Source organism: Microbispora sp. H10885 (assembly GCF_014161415.1).
Taxonomy (GTDB): domain Bacteria; phylum Actinomycetota; class Actinomycetes; order Streptosporangiales; family Streptosporangiaceae; genus Microbispora; species Microbispora triticiradicis.
Genome location: NZ_JABBWY010000008.1, coordinates 1 through 16,434, shown reverse-complemented (window position 1 = coordinate 16,434; position 16,434 = coordinate 1). Strand labels below are relative to the sequence as shown.

The 16,434-nt window shown below is 69.3% G+C and carries 15 protein-coding genes and 1 rRNA gene; 8 read left to right on the top strand and 8 right to left on the bottom strand.

Annotated elements, in window-relative coordinates; translation table 11 throughout:
* The 5 genes from HHX37_RS21475 to HHX37_RS21455 all read right to left on the bottom strand — a co-directional run bounded on the left by HHX37_RS21475 (position 1) and on the right by HHX37_RS21455 (position 5,692).
* Positions 1 to 1,017 (bottom strand): ABC transporter ATP-binding protein, encoded by a 1,017-nt coding sequence (locus HHX37_RS21475; RefSeq protein WP_182886528.1) that lies wholly within the window; start codon positions 1,015 to 1,017, stop codon positions 1 to 3.
* Entirely contained in the window at positions 1,001 to 2,041 is a 1,041-nt protein-coding gene (locus tag HHX37_RS21470; RefSeq protein ID WP_310740468.1) for an ABC transporter ATP-binding protein, read from the bottom strand. The genes HHX37_RS21475 and HHX37_RS21470 overlap by 17 nt, the downstream gene beginning before the upstream one ends.
* A gap of 12 nt (positions 2,042 to 2,053) precedes the next feature.
* The gene (locus tag HHX37_RS21465; protein WP_117410000.1) at positions 2,054 to 2,977 is read right to left on the bottom strand and encodes an ABC transporter permease; all 924 of its coding nucleotides are present in this window, start codon (positions 2,975 to 2,977) and stop codon (positions 2,054 to 2,056) included.
* Positions 2,970 to 3,911, bottom strand: a complete 942-nt coding sequence (locus HHX37_RS21460; protein WP_117409999.1) for an ABC transporter permease — start codon at positions 3,909 to 3,911, stop codon at positions 2,970 to 2,972. Before HHX37_RS21460 ends, HHX37_RS21465 begins: the two co-directional genes overlap by 8 nt.
* Positions 3,912 to 4,024: 113 nt before the next feature.
* A complete protein-coding gene (locus HHX37_RS21455; RefSeq protein WP_182883597.1) occupies positions 4,025 to 5,692 on the bottom strand; it encodes a peptide ABC transporter substrate-binding protein in 1,668 nt (555 codons plus the stop codon).
* A 393-nt stretch (positions 5,693 to 6,085) separates the two neighbouring features.
* On the opposite strand from HHX37_RS21455, the gene HHX37_RS21450 reads away from it, so the two are divergent.
* The 4 genes from HHX37_RS21450 (at position 6,086) to HHX37_RS21435 (ending at position 8,624) form a co-directional block, all read left to right on the top strand.
* Entirely contained in the window at positions 6,086 to 6,991 is a 906-nt protein-coding gene (locus tag HHX37_RS21450) for an ABC transporter permease (RefSeq protein ID WP_117409997.1), read from the top strand.
* 1 nt (position 6,992) lies between these two features.
* The gene (locus tag HHX37_RS21445; RefSeq protein WP_259403106.1) at positions 6,993 to 7,835 is read left to right on the top strand and encodes an ABC transporter ATP-binding protein; all 843 of its coding nucleotides are present in this window, start codon (positions 6,993 to 6,995) and stop codon (positions 7,833 to 7,835) included.
* 19 nt (positions 7,836 to 7,854) lie between these two features.
* Positions 7,855 to 8,391, top strand: coding sequence for a YbhB/YbcL family Raf kinase inhibitor-like protein (locus tag HHX37_RS21440; protein WP_117410026.1), 537 nt, complete (start codon positions 7,855 to 7,857; stop codon positions 8,389 to 8,391).
* A gap of 62 nt (positions 8,392 to 8,453) precedes the next feature.
* Complete coding sequence (locus tag HHX37_RS21435; RefSeq protein ID WP_182883599.1) at positions 8,454 to 8,624, top strand: hypothetical protein; 171 nt, start codon at positions 8,454 to 8,456, stop codon at positions 8,622 to 8,624.
* 93 nt (positions 8,625 to 8,717) lie between these two features.
* Here the strand turns inward: HHX37_RS21435 and HHX37_RS21430 are convergent, their stop codons facing one another.
* Positions 8,718 to 9,758 (bottom strand): hypothetical protein, encoded by a 1,041-nt coding sequence (locus HHX37_RS21430; protein ID WP_182886527.1) that lies wholly within the window; start codon positions 9,756 to 9,758, stop codon positions 8,718 to 8,720.
* Positions 9,759 to 10,161: 403 nt separating this feature from the next.
* Here HHX37_RS21430 and HHX37_RS21425 point away from each other — a divergent pair, with 403 nt between their 5' ends.
* From HHX37_RS21425 to HHX37_RS21410, 4 genes are all read left to right on the top strand, one after another.
* Positions 10,162 to 10,731, top strand: a complete 570-nt coding sequence (locus tag HHX37_RS21425; protein ID WP_182886526.1) for a DUF1707 SHOCT-like domain-containing protein — start codon at positions 10,162 to 10,164, stop codon at positions 10,729 to 10,731.
* 17 nt (positions 10,732 to 10,748) lie between these two features.
* Complete coding sequence (gene plsX / locus HHX37_RS21420; protein ID WP_182886525.1) at positions 10,749 to 11,777, top strand: phosphate acyltransferase PlsX; 1,029 nt, start codon at positions 10,749 to 10,751, stop codon at positions 11,775 to 11,777.
* A gap of 85 nt (positions 11,778 to 11,862) precedes the next feature.
* Positions 11,863 to 13,584, top strand: a complete 1,722-nt coding sequence (gene argS, locus HHX37_RS21415) for an arginine--tRNA ligase (RefSeq protein WP_182886524.1) — start codon at positions 11,863 to 11,865, stop codon at positions 13,582 to 13,584.
* A gap of 115 nt (positions 13,585 to 13,699) precedes the next feature.
* On the top strand, positions 13,700 to 15,013 hold the full coding sequence (locus HHX37_RS21410) for a hypothetical protein (RefSeq protein WP_182886761.1): 1,314 nt from the start codon (positions 13,700 to 13,702) through the stop codon (positions 15,011 to 15,013).
* 86 nt (positions 15,014 to 15,099) lie between these two features.
* Here HHX37_RS21410 and HHX37_RS21405 read toward each other — a convergent pair whose 3' ends face one another.
* On the bottom strand, positions 15,100 to 15,483 hold the full coding sequence (locus HHX37_RS21405; RefSeq protein WP_117409990.1) for a cell division protein SepF: 384 nt from the start codon (positions 15,481 to 15,483) through the stop codon (positions 15,100 to 15,102).
* Positions 15,484 to 16,310: 827 nt separating this feature from the next.
* Positions 16,311 to 16,427: ribosomal RNA gene (gene rrf, locus HHX37_RS21400) — 5S ribosomal RNA — on the bottom strand.
* Positions 16,428 to 16,434 lie beyond the last annotated feature (7 nt).

The following is a 16,434-nucleotide window of genomic DNA, read 5'->3' as shown; positions in this document are numbered from 1 at the left end:
CTACTCGGCGTTGACCACGTCGCGGGCCTCCGCGAAGTGGCAGGCGCTGGGATGCGCGCTGCCCGGGCGGGCCTCCAGCGCGGGCTCCTGCTCGGCGCAGATGTCCTGCGCCTTCCAGCAGCGGGTGCGGAAGTGGCAGCCCGACGGCGGGTTGGCCGGCGAGGGCGGATCGCCCTGCAGGATGATCCGCTGGCGGGTCTCCCGGCCCTCCGGGTCGGGCACCGGCACCGCCGACAGCAGCGCCTGCGTGTACGGATGCGTCGGGCTGTCGTAGATCTCGGCGTCGTTCCCGATCTCGACGATCTTGCCGAGGTACATCACCGCGATCCGGTCGGAGATGTGGCGGACCACCGACAGGTCGTGCGCGATGAAGATGTAGGCGAGGTTGAACTCGTTCTGCAGCCGCTCCAGCAGGTTCATCACCTGCGCCTGGATCGACACGTCGAGGGCGGAGACCGGCTCGTCGCAGATGATGATCTCCGGCTGGAGCGCGAGGCCGCGGGCGATGCCGATGCGCTGACGCTGGCCGCCGGAGAACTGGTGCGGGTAGCGGTTGATGTGGTCGGGGTTGAGGCCCACGACCTCCAGCAGCTCCTGCACCCGCTGCCGCCGGCCGCCCTTGGGCGCGACGTCCGAGTGGATCTCGAACGGCTCGCCGACGATGTCGCCGACCGTCATCCGGGGGTTCAGCGAGGTGTACGGGTCCTGCATCACCATCTGGATGTTGCGGCGCATCCGCTTGAGCTCGGCGCCCCTGGCGGTGGTGATGTCCCTGCCGTTGATCCGGACCGAGCCCGACGTGGGCCGCTCCAGCGCCATCAGCAGCTTGGCCAGCGTGGACTTGCCGCAGCCCGACTCGCCCACGACCCCGAGCGTCTCGCCCTTGCGCAGGTCGAAGGAGACCCCGTCCACCGCCTTGATCGCGCCGACCTGCCGCTTGAAGACCACGCCGTAGTTCAGCGGGAAGTGCTTCACCAGGTCGCGGACTTCGAGGATGGGCTCAGCGGGAGCCGTCATCGAGAACCTCCCTCCAGTAGTGGCAGGCGCTGCCGCGGGTGTCGCTGACCGTGTACAGCGGTGGGACGTCGGTCACGCAGTTCTCCTTGCGGTACGGGCACCGCGGGTGGAAGGCGCAGCCGGTGGGCATGTCGAGCAGGTTCGGCGGCATGCCCTTGATCGCGTACAGCTCCTGGCCCTTGAGGTCCACCCGGGGGATCGACTCCAGCAGGCCCTTGGTGTAGGGGTGGGCGGGAGCGCGGTACCCGTCGAAGACCGAGGCGTGCTCCACGATGCGCCCGCCGTACATGACCGCGATCTTGTCGGCCACGTCGGCGACGACGCCGAGGTCATGGGTGATCAGGATCAGGCCCATGTCGCTTTCCTGCTGCAACTCCGCCAGCAGCCCCATGATCTGCGCCTGCACGGTCACGTCCAGGGCGGTGGTGGGCTCGTCCGCGATCAGGATCTCCGGGTCCAGCGCGATCGCCATCGCGATCATGATGCGCTGCCGCATGCCGCCGGAGAACTGGTGCGGGAAGTCGTCGACCCTGGACTTGGCGCCCGGGATCCTGACCCGGTCCATGAGCTCCACGGCCTTCCTGCGGGCGTCCCGCTTGGACATGCCCTGGTGGACGCGGAACATCTCCCCGATCTGCCAGCCCACGGTGAACACCGGGTTGAGCGCGGACAGCGCGTCCTGGAAGATCATCGCGATCCGGCGGCCGCGGATCTGGCTGCGGTCCTCGTCCCGCATCGTGAGCAGGTCGGTGCCGTGGAACCGGACCTCCCCCTTGGGGATGCGCGCCGGCGGCATGTCGAGGATGCCCATGATCGCCTGCGCGGTGACCGACTTGCCGGAGCCCGACTCCCCGAGCACCGCGAGCGTCTCTCCGGCGTTGACCGAGTAGGAGACGCCGTTCACGGCCCGTACGACGCCCTGGCGGGTCTGGAACTCGACGTGCAGGTTGTCCACGGCGAGCAGGGGTTCGTCGCCCGCGCGTTCCGCCGGGAGCAGATGCGTGTCGACAGATGGGTTCTTCACTTGCCGCCCCTCTTATCGAAGCTTCGGGTCGAGCGCGTCGCGGACGGCGTCGCCCAGCATGACGAACGCCAGCACGGTGATGCTCAGGAAGAGCGCGGGGAAGATGAGCGGTTCCGGCGCCTCCAGGAACCGGCGCCGGGCGTCGCCGATCATCAGGCCCCACGAGATCGCCGGCGGCTGGACGCCCACTCCCAGGAAGGACAGGCCGGCCTCGGCGGCGATGAAGACACCCAGGTTGAGGGTGGCCGTAACGATCACCGGGGCGATCGCGTTGGGCAGGATGTGCCGCACCATGATCCGGCCGGGCCCGGCGCCCAGCGCCCGGGCCGCGGTGACGTAGTCCTGGTTCTTGGCCGAGATGACCGCGGCCCGCATGATCCGCAGGATCAGCGGCCAGGCCAGCACGGCGAGCGAGAGGACCACGATCCAGGCTCCGGCGTTCTCCCGGCCGGCCACCGACAGGAAAAGCAGCGCGCCGAGCACCGAGGGGATCGCGAAGAAGATCTCGGCGATCCGCGACAGCAGCACGTCGACCCAGCGGCTGTAGTAGCCCGCCAGCAGGCCGAGCCCGCCGCCGACGATGGCGCTGATCAGCGAGGTGGCGATGCCGACGATGACCGAGACCCGGGCGCCGTAGATGACCCTGGAGTAGGTGTCGCAGCCGAGGTTGTCGGTGCCGAACCAGTGCTTGGAGGTGATGCCCTCCCGCGCGTTGCTCAGGTCGCAGGTGGAGGGGTCGTAGGCGTTGACGGACGAGAACAGCGACGGGAAGGCCGCCATCAGGATCAGGATCAACACGAGGATCGATCCCAGGATGAAGACCTTGTTCCGGCGGAGGTCGTGCCAGGCGTCCGACCACAGACTGGCCGGCCTGCGGGCCTTCTCCGGCTTGGCGTCCTTGTCCTTGGCCGATTCGGCCACAGTCGCGTTACTCATAGCGGATCCGGGGGTCGAGGACGGCGTACAGCAGGTCGACGATCAGGTTGGCCAGGACGTAGACCAGGACCAGTACGGTCACGATACCGACCACCACCGCGTTCTCACGCAGGTAGACGGACTGGAAGAGCTGCTGGCCGATGCCGGGCAGATTGAAGATCGTTTCGGTGATGATCGCCCCGCCCATCAGCGTGCCCAGGTCGGCGCCCAGATAGGTGATCAGCGGGATGAGCGAGTTGCGCAGCGCGTGCCGGCCGAGCACCCGTCGTCGTGGCAGGCCCTTGGCGACGGCGGTGCGGATGTAGTCGGCGCGGAGCGTCTCCATGAGGCTCGTCCGGGTGAGCCGGGTGAGATAGGCGATCGAGAGCCCGGCCAGCACCAGGCCGGGCACGATGTAGCTCCGCATGCCGTCCTGGATCCCGGCGACGGGGAAGAAGTCGATCCCGGTGTTCTGCTTCAGCTTCACGCCGAGCACGAGCTGCAGGACGAACCCGCTCACCAGCGTCGGGATCGAGACCAGCAGCAGGGTGAAGGCGAGCACCGCCTGGTCCTGCCACCTGCCCCGGCGGAGCGCCGCCCACAGGCCCAGCCCCACGCCGATGACCGCCTCGAACACGAGGGCGGTGATCGAGAGCTGGAAGGTCACCTGGAACTTGCCCTGGAACAGCGAGGACACCGGCACCCCGCGGAAGGTGGTGCCAAAATCACCGGACACGATGTCGCGGATGTAGTACCAATACTGGACGAGCAGCGGATCGTTCAGGTGGAACTGCTCACGCATGCGCGCCACAAGCTGGGGGTCGAGACGCCGGTCCCCGCCCAGGGCCGCGATGGGATCACCCGGCAGCGCGTAGACGGTGGCGAAGAGCAGGAACGTGGTCCCCACCAGTACAGGGATCGCCTGCAGTAGGCGTCTGATCACGTAGCGACCCATGAGGTCTCCCGGTCATGAACAGGGGCAGCCCATTCTGTCTGTCATGGACTGCCCCTGAGGATGGTCGACTACCGGGGGGCAGATCAAGGACCGCCCCCCGAATAGCTCTTCGGTCAGGCCCGCTCGACGTTGAAGACGTCGATGCGCTCGAACGGGTCGATCTTGACGTTCTTCACGTTCGAGGAGAACGCGCCGTTCGTGGTGTAGAAGTAGATCGGCACGTACGCCATCTCCTTCAGCGCCAGGTCGTCGGCCTGCTGGTAGAACTTCACGCCCTCGTCGAGGGACGCGGCGGAGTCACCCTTGTTGAGCAGCTCGTCGAACTCCTTGTTGGAGTACTGGACGTAGTTGGAGCTGCCGCCGGTCCCGAAGATCGGGCGGAGGTAGTTCTCCGGGGACGGGTAGTCCATGATCCACGCCATCCGGAAGGCGCCCTTGACCTTGCCGTCGCCCAGGTCGTTGAGGATGTCGGCGAACTTCTCGTACGGCTTGACGCTGACCTCGACCTGGAGGTTGGTGCGGATGTTGTTGGCGACCGCCTCCATCCACTCCTTGTGGGCGCCGTCGGCGTTGTAGCTCAGGTCGATGGACTTGACGTCCTTGCCGCCGTTGGAGTCCCAGAGCGACTTGGCCTTCGCGGGGTCGAAGGTGCACGCCTCGCCGCAGGCGCCCTTGCGGTAACCGGCGACGACCGGGCTGATGTTGTCGTCGGCGGGGACGCGGGTGCCGGAGAAGACCTTGTCGGTGATGGTCGCCCGGTCGATCGACATCGAGATCGCGGTGCGCAGCTCGCGGCTCTTGGCGTACGCGTCACCGCTCTTGATGTTGAACCCGAGCCAGCCGATGCCGGAGGAGGGCTGCTCGATGTAGCGGTCGCCGAACTCGGCCTTGGCGCCGCCGATCTGCTCCGGCGGCAGCTGGTCCATGATGTCCAGGTTGCCGGCCCGCAGGTCGTTGTACGCGGTGTTCAGGTCGGTGTAGATCTTGTACTGGAGCGCGTCGACCTTGGCCTTGCCCTCCTTGAAGCCGTCGAAGCGGGCCATCTCGACCGTCTGGTCGGTCCCGCGCTTGTACGGCTTGCTCATCTTGAAGGGGCCGTCACCGATCGGGTTCGAGCCGTAGTCGGCCTTCAGCTTGCCCTCGGACTCGAAGGCGGCCTTCGGCAGGGGGTAGAAGGCGGTGTAGCCCAGCATGGTCGGGAAGCCCGAGTAGGGGTGGGTGAGCTCGACCGAGATGGTCTTGTCGTCCACCGCCTTGAGGCCCGACAGCGTCGTCGCGGTGGGCTCGGCGGCCTTCTTCGGGCCCTCCTCGCCGTCCGGGTCCTGCGGGTTCATGGCGTCGTAGCCCTTGAACACCGAGAAGAAGTAGTTGGACTGCTGCTGGTTCGGCCCGTAGGCCGTGTAGTTCCAGGAGTCCACGAAGTTCTGGGCGGTGACCGGCGTGCCGTCGTGCCAGGTGTAGCCGTCCTTGAGCTTGATCGTCCAGGTGGTCTGGTCGGTCGAGTCGATGGACTCCGCGATCCGGTTGACCGGCTTCTTCTGGTCGTCGTAGTCGACGAGACCGATGAACAGCGCGTTCAGCACCTCGGCGCCGCTGGTCTCGCCGGTGTTGCCCGGAATCAGGTCGTTCTGCGGCTCGGCGATCTCGATGCGGACCGGCTGCGCGGCGGAACCGGAGCCGGAGCCTGAGTTGTCGGACCCTCCACCACCGCCACAGGCGGCCACGGCGAGCGCCAGCAGCGCTGCTCCGGCGGTAATCCTTACGCCCCTAGTCACACGCATAGTGGATCTTGGTCCTCCCTCTAGGATGGGCGTTCACGCTGGTGCGACCCCGGGTTTGCGGGCACCGTCAAACCAGCTGACGTCCTGCCAGTCGTCCGGAGCATCCCTCACCTCTCGCACCAGAGGTATCTCCGGCACGTTGCAGTTCGGTCACACGTGCGCGAGTCGGGCGTCACACACGCAGTCCCGCGTGCCAACCCTAAACGCCCAGATAGGCACTAAAACCCCCTTTAGCGTACATTCACCGTGAGAGTGCGAGCCCTTGACCGGCGGAGTCGGCGGCACCCCCTCCCCGGTCCCCTTATCACGATGTCCTGGGCTACCGTTGACCAGTCGCAGCCACGTCCGGTGCGACAGCCGTCCCACCGACCTCCATCCAATAGAGTCACTGCCATGAGCCAGCCGGAATCCGCGGTCGCGGAGGCCCAGGGTGGCGGCCGAGCCCCGGAGTCGCTGGCCGCGCTCGCGGAGCGTCACGGACTGCGACGCGCCATCGCACGCCCCAGCATGCCCGCCTACCTGCGCCAACTGTGGGACCGGCGGCACTTCATCCTCACGTACGCCACGTCGCGCAACGTCTCGAAGTACTCCGAGTCGATGCTCGGCCAGCTCTGGCAGGTGCTGACGCCGCTGCTCAACGCCGCGGTCTACTGGCTGATGTTCGGCGTGATCCTCGGGCAGAGCAAGTCGATCGTCAACTACCCCGCGTTCCTCATCACCGGGGTCATGGTGTTCACCTTCACCCAACGCACGGTGATCAGCGGGGCCAAGTCGATCTCGTCGAACCTGTCCCTGATCCGCGCGCTGCACTTCCCCCGCGCCTCGCTCCCGCTCGCGTACACCATGCAGGAACTGCAGCAGCTCGGCTACTCGATGGGCGTGCTGCTCCTGCTGGTGCTCGTCACAGGGGAGCCGATCACCTGGCTCTGGCTGCTGGTCCCGGTCACGCTGGCGATGCAGACCGTGTTCAACATCGGCATCGGCCTGTTCATGGCCCGCGTCGGCGCGTTCATGCGGGACATGAACCAGCTCCTGCCGTTCATCACCCGCACCTGGCTGTACGCCTCCGGCGTCTTCTACGCGATCGACGACAAGACCCGGGAGCTCCCCGACTTCCTCCGCTGGGCGCTGGAGTTCAACCCGGCGGCCGCCTACATCGAGTTCATGCGCGACCTGCTGATCTACCAGCGTTTCCCGGAGCGCTGGGCGTGGGTGACTTGCGTATTCTGGGCAGTGTTCGCGGTGATCGTCGGCTTCTGGTACTTCTGGCGGGCCGAGGAGAGGTACGGCCGTGGCTGAGCTGACCAAGGAGCAGGAGCTGTCCCAGGTGGCGCCCCAAGACCCCAAGACGCAGACCCCCTCCGAGACCCGGGACCCCGAGTCGCCCGACTCCACGACCGGGACGCCGACCGTCATCGTCGACGACCTCCACATCGTCTACAAGGTGTACGGCTCGGCCGGCGACGCCGAGAAGGGCAATGCGGCCAACGCGCTCATGCGCCTTCTCCGGCGCCAGGGACGGCCGCAGATGAAGGAGGTCCACGCCGTCAAGGGCGTGAGCTTCGTGGCCCACCACGGCGACGCCATCGGCATCATCGGCCGCAACGGCTCGGGAAAGTCGACCCTGCTGCGCGCGATCGCCGGTCTCCTGCCCCCGCACAAGGGCGCCGTCTACACGAACGGCCAGCCCTCCCTCCTCGGCGTCAACGCGGCCCTCATGAAGGAGCTGACCGGTGAGCGCAACATCATCCTCGGCTGTTACGCCATGGGGATGACGCCCGCCGAGGTGCGCGAGAAGTACGACGAGATCGTGGACTTCTCCGGCATCGGGGAGTTCGTCCAGTTCCCCATGTCGACCTACTCGTCCGGCATGGGCGCCCGGCTTCGCTTCGCCATCTCGTCGGCCAAGACGCACGACGTGCTGCTGATCGACGAGGCGCTCGCGACCGGCGACCGCGAGTTCAAGCGCAAGAGCCAGGACCGCATCAAGCAGATGCGCCAGTCCGCCGGCACCGTCTTCCTGGTCGCCCACAACCTCGACGTGATCGAGGAGACGTGCAACCGCGTGATATGGCTGCACAAGGGGAAGATCAGAATGCAGGGCGACCCCCAGGAAGTCCTGGAGGCGTACAACAAAGCCTGAGAGAAACGGAGGGGTGAACGTGCCGACGCCGCCACCGATCCCGTACGACCACCTGCCCGAGGTGCCCGCGCTGACCGTCGAGAGCGACGACGTGCGGGACGGCGAGAGGCTGCCCGAGGCCCACGTGTTCGACGACTGGGGCATGGGCGGGCAGAACGTCTCCCCGCACCTGCGCTGGTCGGGCGCCCCCGAGGGCACCCGGAGCTACGCCGTCACCTGCTACGACCCGGACGCCCCCACGGGCAGCGGCTTCTGGCACTGGGTGCTGTTCGACATCCCGGCCTCCGTCACCGAGCTGCCGGCGGGCGCGGGCAACGGCCCCGACTTCAAGGGACTGCCCGAGGGGGCCAGGCACGCCCGCAACGACTTCAGCACGAAGGAGTACGGCGGCGCGGCGCCCCCGCCCGGACACCCGCACCGCTACCTCTTCGCCGTGCACGCGCTGGGCGTGGAGTCCCTCGGCCTGGACACCGACGCGCCGCCCGCCGTGGTCGGCTTCAACGTCACGGCCAACACGCTCGCCCGCGGCTTTATCGCACCGGTGTACGAAACCTGATGCCACAGGGCCCGGCGTTCCACTATGATTCGAACGGAGATTCGACATAGCGGAGGGCCGGGATGAGCGACCTCGCGTCGGCGATCGACAGTCTCGCCGCCGAAGACCCCTCGGAGCTGCCCGTCGGGCTGATCGCCGAGCAGCTCATCGATCTGCACTGGCAGATGGCCCGCCTGCAGGCCCAGATCGCCAGGCGCACCTACCTGCGCGCCTCCTCCGAGTCACCTAACTAGCACCCCTCGCCGTCGCCGGGACGCGAACGGCCGGCACCCTCACGAGGTGCCGGCCGTTCGTCGTGGCCGAAGCCGGAATGTTCGATTCCTGGGTCAGTTGCCGTACCCGCGCACCCGCCCCGTCGGGACTGCGCCGGACACCAGGCCCGGGGCGGACGACACGGCGCCCGACAGGGCCGCGTCGGCGGTGACGGCCGCGGAGGAGGCCAACCGGGACGTCGCGGCGGTGGCCGCACCGGCTCCCCGCGCCGGCACGCTCGTGGTGGTCGCGGCGACACCGGCGACCGCGCGGACGTCCGCGTTCACGCGGGCCGCGACGTCGGCGGTCACCGTACGGGTGCTGCTCGTGTCGGCGCACGGAACCAGCGTCAGCAGGCCGCCCGCGCTGCCGGCGGTCGCCGCGGCGGCGCCGTTCAGGTTGAGCAGCGCCTTGAGCCTGGCGGTGACGTCGAGCGCGGCGCTGACGTCGGCGCCCGCGGCGGCGACGGCCGCCGCCGAGGCGTCCACGGCGTCGGCGGCCCGGCCGGAGGTCGTGACGACCGGCCGGCCGACCTGGGCGGTGAGAGCCGCGACGGCCTTCGCCTTGGCGCGCACGGCCGCGTCCACGGTGGCTCTGGCGTCGACGACCGCCTGCAGGGCGGCGCGCAGATGCGCCTCCAGGGTGGCGATCACGGCCGCATCGACGGTGATCGTCGCGTCTGCGGCAGCGGCGGCGTCGACTGTGGCGTCCGCCGTGATGTCGGCGGCGATGTCGGCCGCGATGACGGCCGCGGCGTTGATCTGCGCGTTCGCGGTCGCGGTGAGAGCGGCCGTGGTCGTGCCTGCGAGGTCCGCGACGGCGACGAGGTCGGCCCGGAGCGCGGCGGTCACGTTCACCGCCACCTGGGCGGCGGCGTCGGCCTGCGCGACGGCGCCGCTCGCCGCGGCGCTCGTGCCGCTCGCCGCCCCGCTCGTCGTGCCGGCCACCGCGTCGGCGACCACGCCGGCCCGCAGGTCGGCCAGCAGGCTCGCCACCGCCGCGACCCGGGTGTTCGTGCACTTGACCGCGCACCCCTCGGCCTGCGCGGGCGCGGCGAGCATGCCGGCGACGCCGATTGCTACGGCGACGACGGCTGTCCTAACCAGTCGTTTCATTTGACTTGCCCCCGGTTCATATTCCTTTTCACGAGAGTGGGAATGACGAACCCAAGAACCCCCGTGCGTCGGCGGGCACGCCGACAAAGACGTCGGCATTTCTATCACCGCGGTTCGCGCCGGAAGGCCCGACGAAGCGGGGGTCCAGGCAGGACGACGCGCCAGAAAAATCGGGATATCGAGCATCGGACGACCACTTCACGGTCGCCCCAATCCCCGCGCAGCAGAAAGCTACGGTAAACACCGCGCCCGGTCGCGGCGGTGAATTTTTCCGCTCGCTTTTGGCGGCGCGCGCGTGGCGCCCGTGACGCGCACCCGGCGGGCACCGGCCCGCGGCCCCTGGGACTCCCTGCTCCCGGCTGGCGCTATCGCGACATATCGCGTTAGGAGTTAGGCTGTCGGGGTGACCTACCTCACCCCGTACGCGGGCGACGATCCCGCGCAGCGCGCCTCCGACGCCGACCGCGACAGGATCGCGGCCGTGCTCGGCGAGGCGCTGGCCACCGGCCGCCTGACGAGCCTCGAACACGCCGACAGGCTCGACTCCGTCTACCACGCCGTGACGCTGGGCGAACTCGTGCCACTGATCAGGGATCTGCCGGACGTGTCTGGCCAGACGTCCGCGCTCCCCACGGACCGGCTCCGGATCTCGGCGGTGTTCAGCAAGATCATACGGCGCGGACGTTGGATCGCCGGGCGGCACACCGAGCTCAGCGCCGTCTTCGGAGCGCTGATCGTCGACCTCGACGAGGCGGTCCTGCCCGGCCGGGAGGTGACGCTTGAGGTGAACTCGTTCTGCGGGAAGATCATCATCACCGTCCCTCCGGACGCCAGGGTGGTCGACCAGGGCGGCACCGTGTTCTCCAAGCGCGCGATCAGCGGCGGGGACGGCGCCGAGAACGGTCCGCTGATCCGGCTCACCGGCAACGCGCGCTTCGGCAAGATCGTGGTGTACCGGGGGACGCGCCGCTGACGGCCTACGATTCGGCCATGCAACCCACCGGCCGTACGCTGCCCGTGGCCCTGGACGCCATGGGCGGCGACCACGCGCCCGGCGAGATCGTCGCGGGAGCCGTGCGGGCGGTGCGCGAACGCGGCGTGCCCGTCGTGCTCGTCGGCCATCCCCGGGTGCTCCACCAGGAGCTGGCCGGGCACGACGCGGTCACCGAGATCCCCATCGTCCGCGCCGAGGAGGCCCTGGCGATGAACGAGGGCGCGCTGGCGAGCCTGCGGCGCCCGCGGTCCAGCATCGCCGTCGCGTGCCATCTCGTCCGGCGCGGCGACGCCTGCGCGGTGGTGTCCGCCGGGTCGACCGCCGGCGTCGTCGCCACGGGACGGCTGCGCCTGCGGGCCCAGCAGGGCGTCGTACGGCCCGCCATCGCGGTCGGCCTGCCGACGCTTCCCCAGCCCACCGTGCTGCTCGACGCGGGGGCCACGGCGGACGCCAAGCCCGAGATGCTGGTGCAGTTCGCCCACCTCGGGGTGGCGTACGCGGAGGCCGTCCTCTCCACGCGGCGTCCGCGCGTCGGCCTGCTCACGATCGGAGCCGAGGCCGAGAAGGGCAACAAGCTCGCCAAACGCGCGCACGAACTGCTCGTCGCCACCCCCGGCATCGACTTCGTCGGCAACGTGGAGGGACACGACCTGCTCACCGGGAAGGCCGACGTCGTCGTCACCGACGGGTTCACCGGCAACGTCGCGCTGAAGACGGTGGAGGGCACCGTGCGGTACACCTTCGACCAGTTCAGGGAGGCGATCGCGGACAGCCGCCTGGCCCGGCTCGGCGGGATGCTGCAGCGGGCCCGGCTACGCGAGCTGGCCGGCCGGCTCGACCCCGAGGCGCACGGCGGGGCCGTGCTGCTCGGGCTGAACGGCACGGTGGTGATCGCCCACGGCTCGTCGCGGGCCCGCGGGGTCGCCGCCGCCTGCGAGCTCGCGGCCCGCCTGTCGGCCCAGGGCGTCGTCGCCAGGATCGGCGAGCGGATCGCCGCGGGCAACCGGTCGCACCGCCGCCGCTGACCATGCGGACGACCGCCGGACGGACGGCGGGATGGCCGCCGATTTCGGCAGGCGGGCCGAAGTCGCGCGCCGATAAGCTTGACGCATGACCGACCCGCAGCTCGTGCTCACCGAGCGGGTCCAGCAGGCGCTGGGCTCCGCCTTCGGTCCGGAGTACGCCACCGAAGATCCGCTGATCAGGCCCTCACAGTTCGCCGACTACCAGGCGAACGTCGCGCTCAGCCTGGCCAAGCGGCTCCGACGTGCGCCTCGGGAGGTCGCCCAGGCCATCGCGGGCCACCTCGACACCTCCGACGTGAGCGTCGAGGTCAGCGGGCCCGGGTTCCTCAACCTGACGCTGCGTGACGGCTGGATCGCCGAGCAGGCCGGGCAGCGGCTGCTGGACGACCGCCTCGGCGTGCCGCAGCCGGCTCCGCAGACCGTGGTCGTCGACTACTCGGCGCCGAACGCCGCCAAGGAGATGCACGTCGGTCACCTGCGCACCACGATCGTCGGCGACACGCTCGCGCGTACGCACGAGCACGTCGGCAACCAGGTGATCCGGCAGAACCATCTCGGCGACTGGGGCACGCCGTTCGGCATGCTCATCGAGCACCTCCTCGACATCGGCGAGGAGCAGGCGCTCGGCCGCCTGGCCGCCGGCGACGGCAACGCCTTCTACCAGGAGGCGCGGCACAAGTTCGACACCGACAAGGCGTTCGAGGAGCGCTCCCGCCGCAGGGTGCCGCTGCTGCAGGGCGGCGACCCGCCGACCCTGCGCCTGTGGCACGAGTTCATCGAGTACACCAAGCGCTACTTCAACAAGGTGTACCGCGCGCTCGGCGTCACGCTCACCGACGACGACATCGCGGGCGAGAGCAAGTACAACCCCATGCTCGCCGACGTCTGCGACGAGCTTGAGCGCATGGGCGTGGCCGAGATGAGCGAGGGCGCGCTGTGCGTCTTCCCGCCCGGCTTCACCGGCCGCGACGACCAGCCGCTGCCGCTCATCGTCCGCAAGAGCGACGGCGGGTACGGCTACGCCACGACCGACCTCGCCGCGATCCGCTACCGGGTCCGCGACCTCAAGGCCGACCGGGTCCTCTACGTCGTGGGCGCGACCCAGTCGCTGCACTTCCAGATGGTCTTCGCGGCGGCCCGGATGGCCGGCTGGCTGCACGACGAGGTGAAGGCGGAGCACGTCCAGATCGGCAGTGTGCTCGGCAGCGACGGCAAGATGTTCAAGACCCGCAGCGGTGAGTCGGTCAAGCTCACCGAGCTGCTCGAGGAGGCGGTCGTCCGGGCCGAGGCGGTCATCGCCGAACGCGGGTACGAGCCGGAGGCCCGGCGGCAGATCGCCCGCCAGGTCGGCATGGGCGCCGTCAAGTACGCCGACCTGTCGGTCAGCCACGACAGCGAGTACGTCTTCGACTTCGACCGCATGCTCGCGCTGACCGGCAACACGGGGCCGTACCTCCAGTACGCCACGGCCCGCATCCGGTCGATCTTCCGCAACGGCGGGATCGACCCGGAGTCGGTCACCGGCCCGATCGTGCTCGGCCACCCGGCCGAGCGGGCGCTGGCGCTGCAACTGCTCGGCTTCGGCACGGTGGTCGCCGCCGTCGCCGAGCTGTCCGAGCCGCACCGGCTCTGCAACTACCTGTTCGACCTCGCGCAGGCGTTCACCTCGTTCTACGAGAGCTGCCCGGTCCTCAAGGCCGAGGAGGAGTCCGTACGGCAGTCGCGCCTGGCCCTGTCGGCGCTCACGCTGCGCGTGCTGCTGCGGGGCCTCGACCTGCTCGGCATCGAAGTGCCCGAGCGGATGTGAGCGGCGTGCCCGAACCCGCTCCGGCGTGCCTAACCCCTCGTCAGCGCGCCGAGCGTCTAGTCTGGCGCGGGCAAGGGAGTGCCAGCCGATCCCTCGGGGAGCGATCCGCGTGAGCATGGACCTGACCACGAGTCCGGACCCCGGAAACGTGGCCGACGCCACGGAGTTGCACCGCTACGCTGAAGCGCTGCTCGTCAGCCTGGCGGCCGACGGCACCACGCCCGAGCTGCCGCCGGGCGTCACGGACGTGCCGGGATACTGGCTCGCGCCGGCGGTCGAGACCCTCGTGCTGATCCTGTCGGGCGTGGACGCGCTGGAGCCGCTGGCTCTCGCCTCCCAGCTGGACGAACGGCGCACCGCCCTGTTCCTGTGCCTCGCCCTCGCCGTCTGCGGCCAGGGCGACCGCATCCACGCGTCCTGGCTCGGCACCGCCTTCGGCGACCTCTCCGAGGACCACCCGGTGGCCCCCGGCCAGCGGGCCCTGTGGCTGGCCGCGGCGCGGGGGGCGTACGGGCCGGTCGGCAAGATCTTCGTGCTGCGCAAGCTGGACGCGGTCGACGTGCCGGCCACCGACGACCGCTGGCTGAAGGCCATCGTGCCCGGATCGCCGGAGACGTCGGTGCCCCCCTCCCTGGAGCCGTTCCCCGAACTGGCGAAGGTCGCCGAGATCGAGCGGTCCCTGCAGGCGTCGGTGACGCTGCAGCGCCTCCGTGAGCGCTGCGACGCGATCACCTCCACCCGGCAGCCGGGCGAGGTCACCAAGGTCGTACGCGGCACCGTGTGGGCCGACGACGAGCCGCTGGCCGTGCTCCGCACGCTGGTCGGGCAGGGCGGCCCGGACGGGCCGCTGAGCTCGCTCACCGGCCATCTGCTGCAGGACCTGCGCCCCGACGCCGATCCGCATCTGGCCGCGCTCGCCCTGCATGTCGCGGCGCCCGCCGTCCGGGCCGCCGCCGAGGCGCTTGTCGACGTGGTGCGCGAGCCCCCGCCGGACGTCCTGGACGTGCCGATCCTCGGCTATGCGGTACGGCTCCGGCCCGAGGGCCCCGACCAGGAGTCGATGGCGGCGGCCGAGCAACGCCTCGTCACCGAGTGCGTGCCCAAGCGTGCCCGGCCCTGGCTGGCGTACCTGCTCCTGGTCCTCGCCGCCGCCGTCTTCGCCTGGGGTTTCGTGGTCAACCCGCCGCTGGCCCTCGGCGGCCTGGTGATCGCCGCGGTGGGCGGTCATCTGCTGTGGCGGCACCGCATCCAGGAGCACTCGGACGTGCGGTACGTCCAGTCGCGGGCCGGGAAGCTCGGCGATCTCGCCGACAAGGCCGTCTGGGCCCTGCACGAATACGCCAGGGAGTCCGAGGAGCGGGCCTCCGTCGCCGCCCGCGACCTCAGCGAGATCACCACTCTCCTGCGCCGGGGCCCACGGGCCGCCTGACGCCGCTCCGCCGTACGAACCACGGGCCCTCTCCCGCTGTATGGGAGAGGGCCCGTCAGTCTGTCAGGCGCGTGTGGGGCGCCGGTTCAGGCGCTGGAGACCTCCACGTTCGCGGGGGTGATCAGGAACACCTTGTCCGCGATCCGCTCGATGCGGCCCTCACAGCCGTAGGCGAGGCCCGCGGCGAAGTCGACCATGCGGGTGGCCTCCGCGGTCGACATGCCCGCCACGTCCATCACCACCGTGTGGCCCTCGCGGAAGTGCCGGCCGATCGTCAGGGCGTCGTCGTACTTGTGCGGGCGGACCATGACGATGTGGGCAGGGTCGGCATTGGGCTGCCAACGCTTGGCGGCGCGCTCGGCCGCCGGCATCCAGTCGTCCTCGTACTCGTCCTCGTCGGTGTAGGCCTCGTCGTACTGCTCTGCCCCACCCAGGCCAAGGTAGCTTGCCACCTTGCGCACAGCCCCCATCGGCTCGTCCTTTTCCGGCTTGTCCTTTTCCGGGCTTGTCCCTACACACGGGACCGTAATCGACGATTCAGCGAACCCCCACCGACACGCCCGGCCGTTTAAGGGTTGTTGGTTGGATAATGTAGCGGCCGAGTGCGTATGTCTTCGTCGTCAATTCTGTTTCAGCCCTTCCAGGGTAACTCTCGAACCCGCCTACCCCACGGAACACTTCGCAAACATTTTTCCCGGTCATCAGGAAGGACATCGTTCCCTCAGTAGATCACAACGTACGCCGCCGATGAAGGGTTCCGGAAATAAGATCTTGCTGGTAGAGCCGCCGCCGGCGGGTGCCGGGAGCACGAATCGAACCGCCGGCCAAGATGATCGAATTGCGCGGCGGACGCCCCGCCCGGAGGCCGGGAATTCGAAATTCGAAAATATTTGCGATAGCGGTCGCGGCCTCCGTACAGCCGGACGCGCAGCCCAGGGCCGGTCGGAAGGCCGCTGGTGATCCTGGGTTCGGTACCGGAGCCGATGACGTTGCCACACGAGAAGTTAGAGGCACACAGACGCCCATAGGTTCCCGGAGGGCCCGAACTTCCCGTCTTGGCCCCACATCCGGCCCTCACTCACCCACCGGCCCGTCACCGCAAGGCCCGCAGAGCACCGGCAGGCGCCGGCGAGGTCGGCCGGCGGTCGGACACGACGATCGCCCTGTCGACCCAGATCCCCTACCGCGTCGAACCTCTGCTGAAGGCCGCGGTCAGGCCGGACACACCGTGACGGCCGGTATTTGGGCACAAAAAAAGGGGGGTCATCCCAAACGGGATGACCCCCCTCAAAAAATTGTCCGGCGGCGTCCTACTCTCCCACACCGTCCCCGGTGCAGTACCATCGGCGCTGGTAGGCTTAACTTCCGGGTTCGGAATGTAACCGGGTGTTTCCCCACCGCTATAACCGCCGTAACCCCAT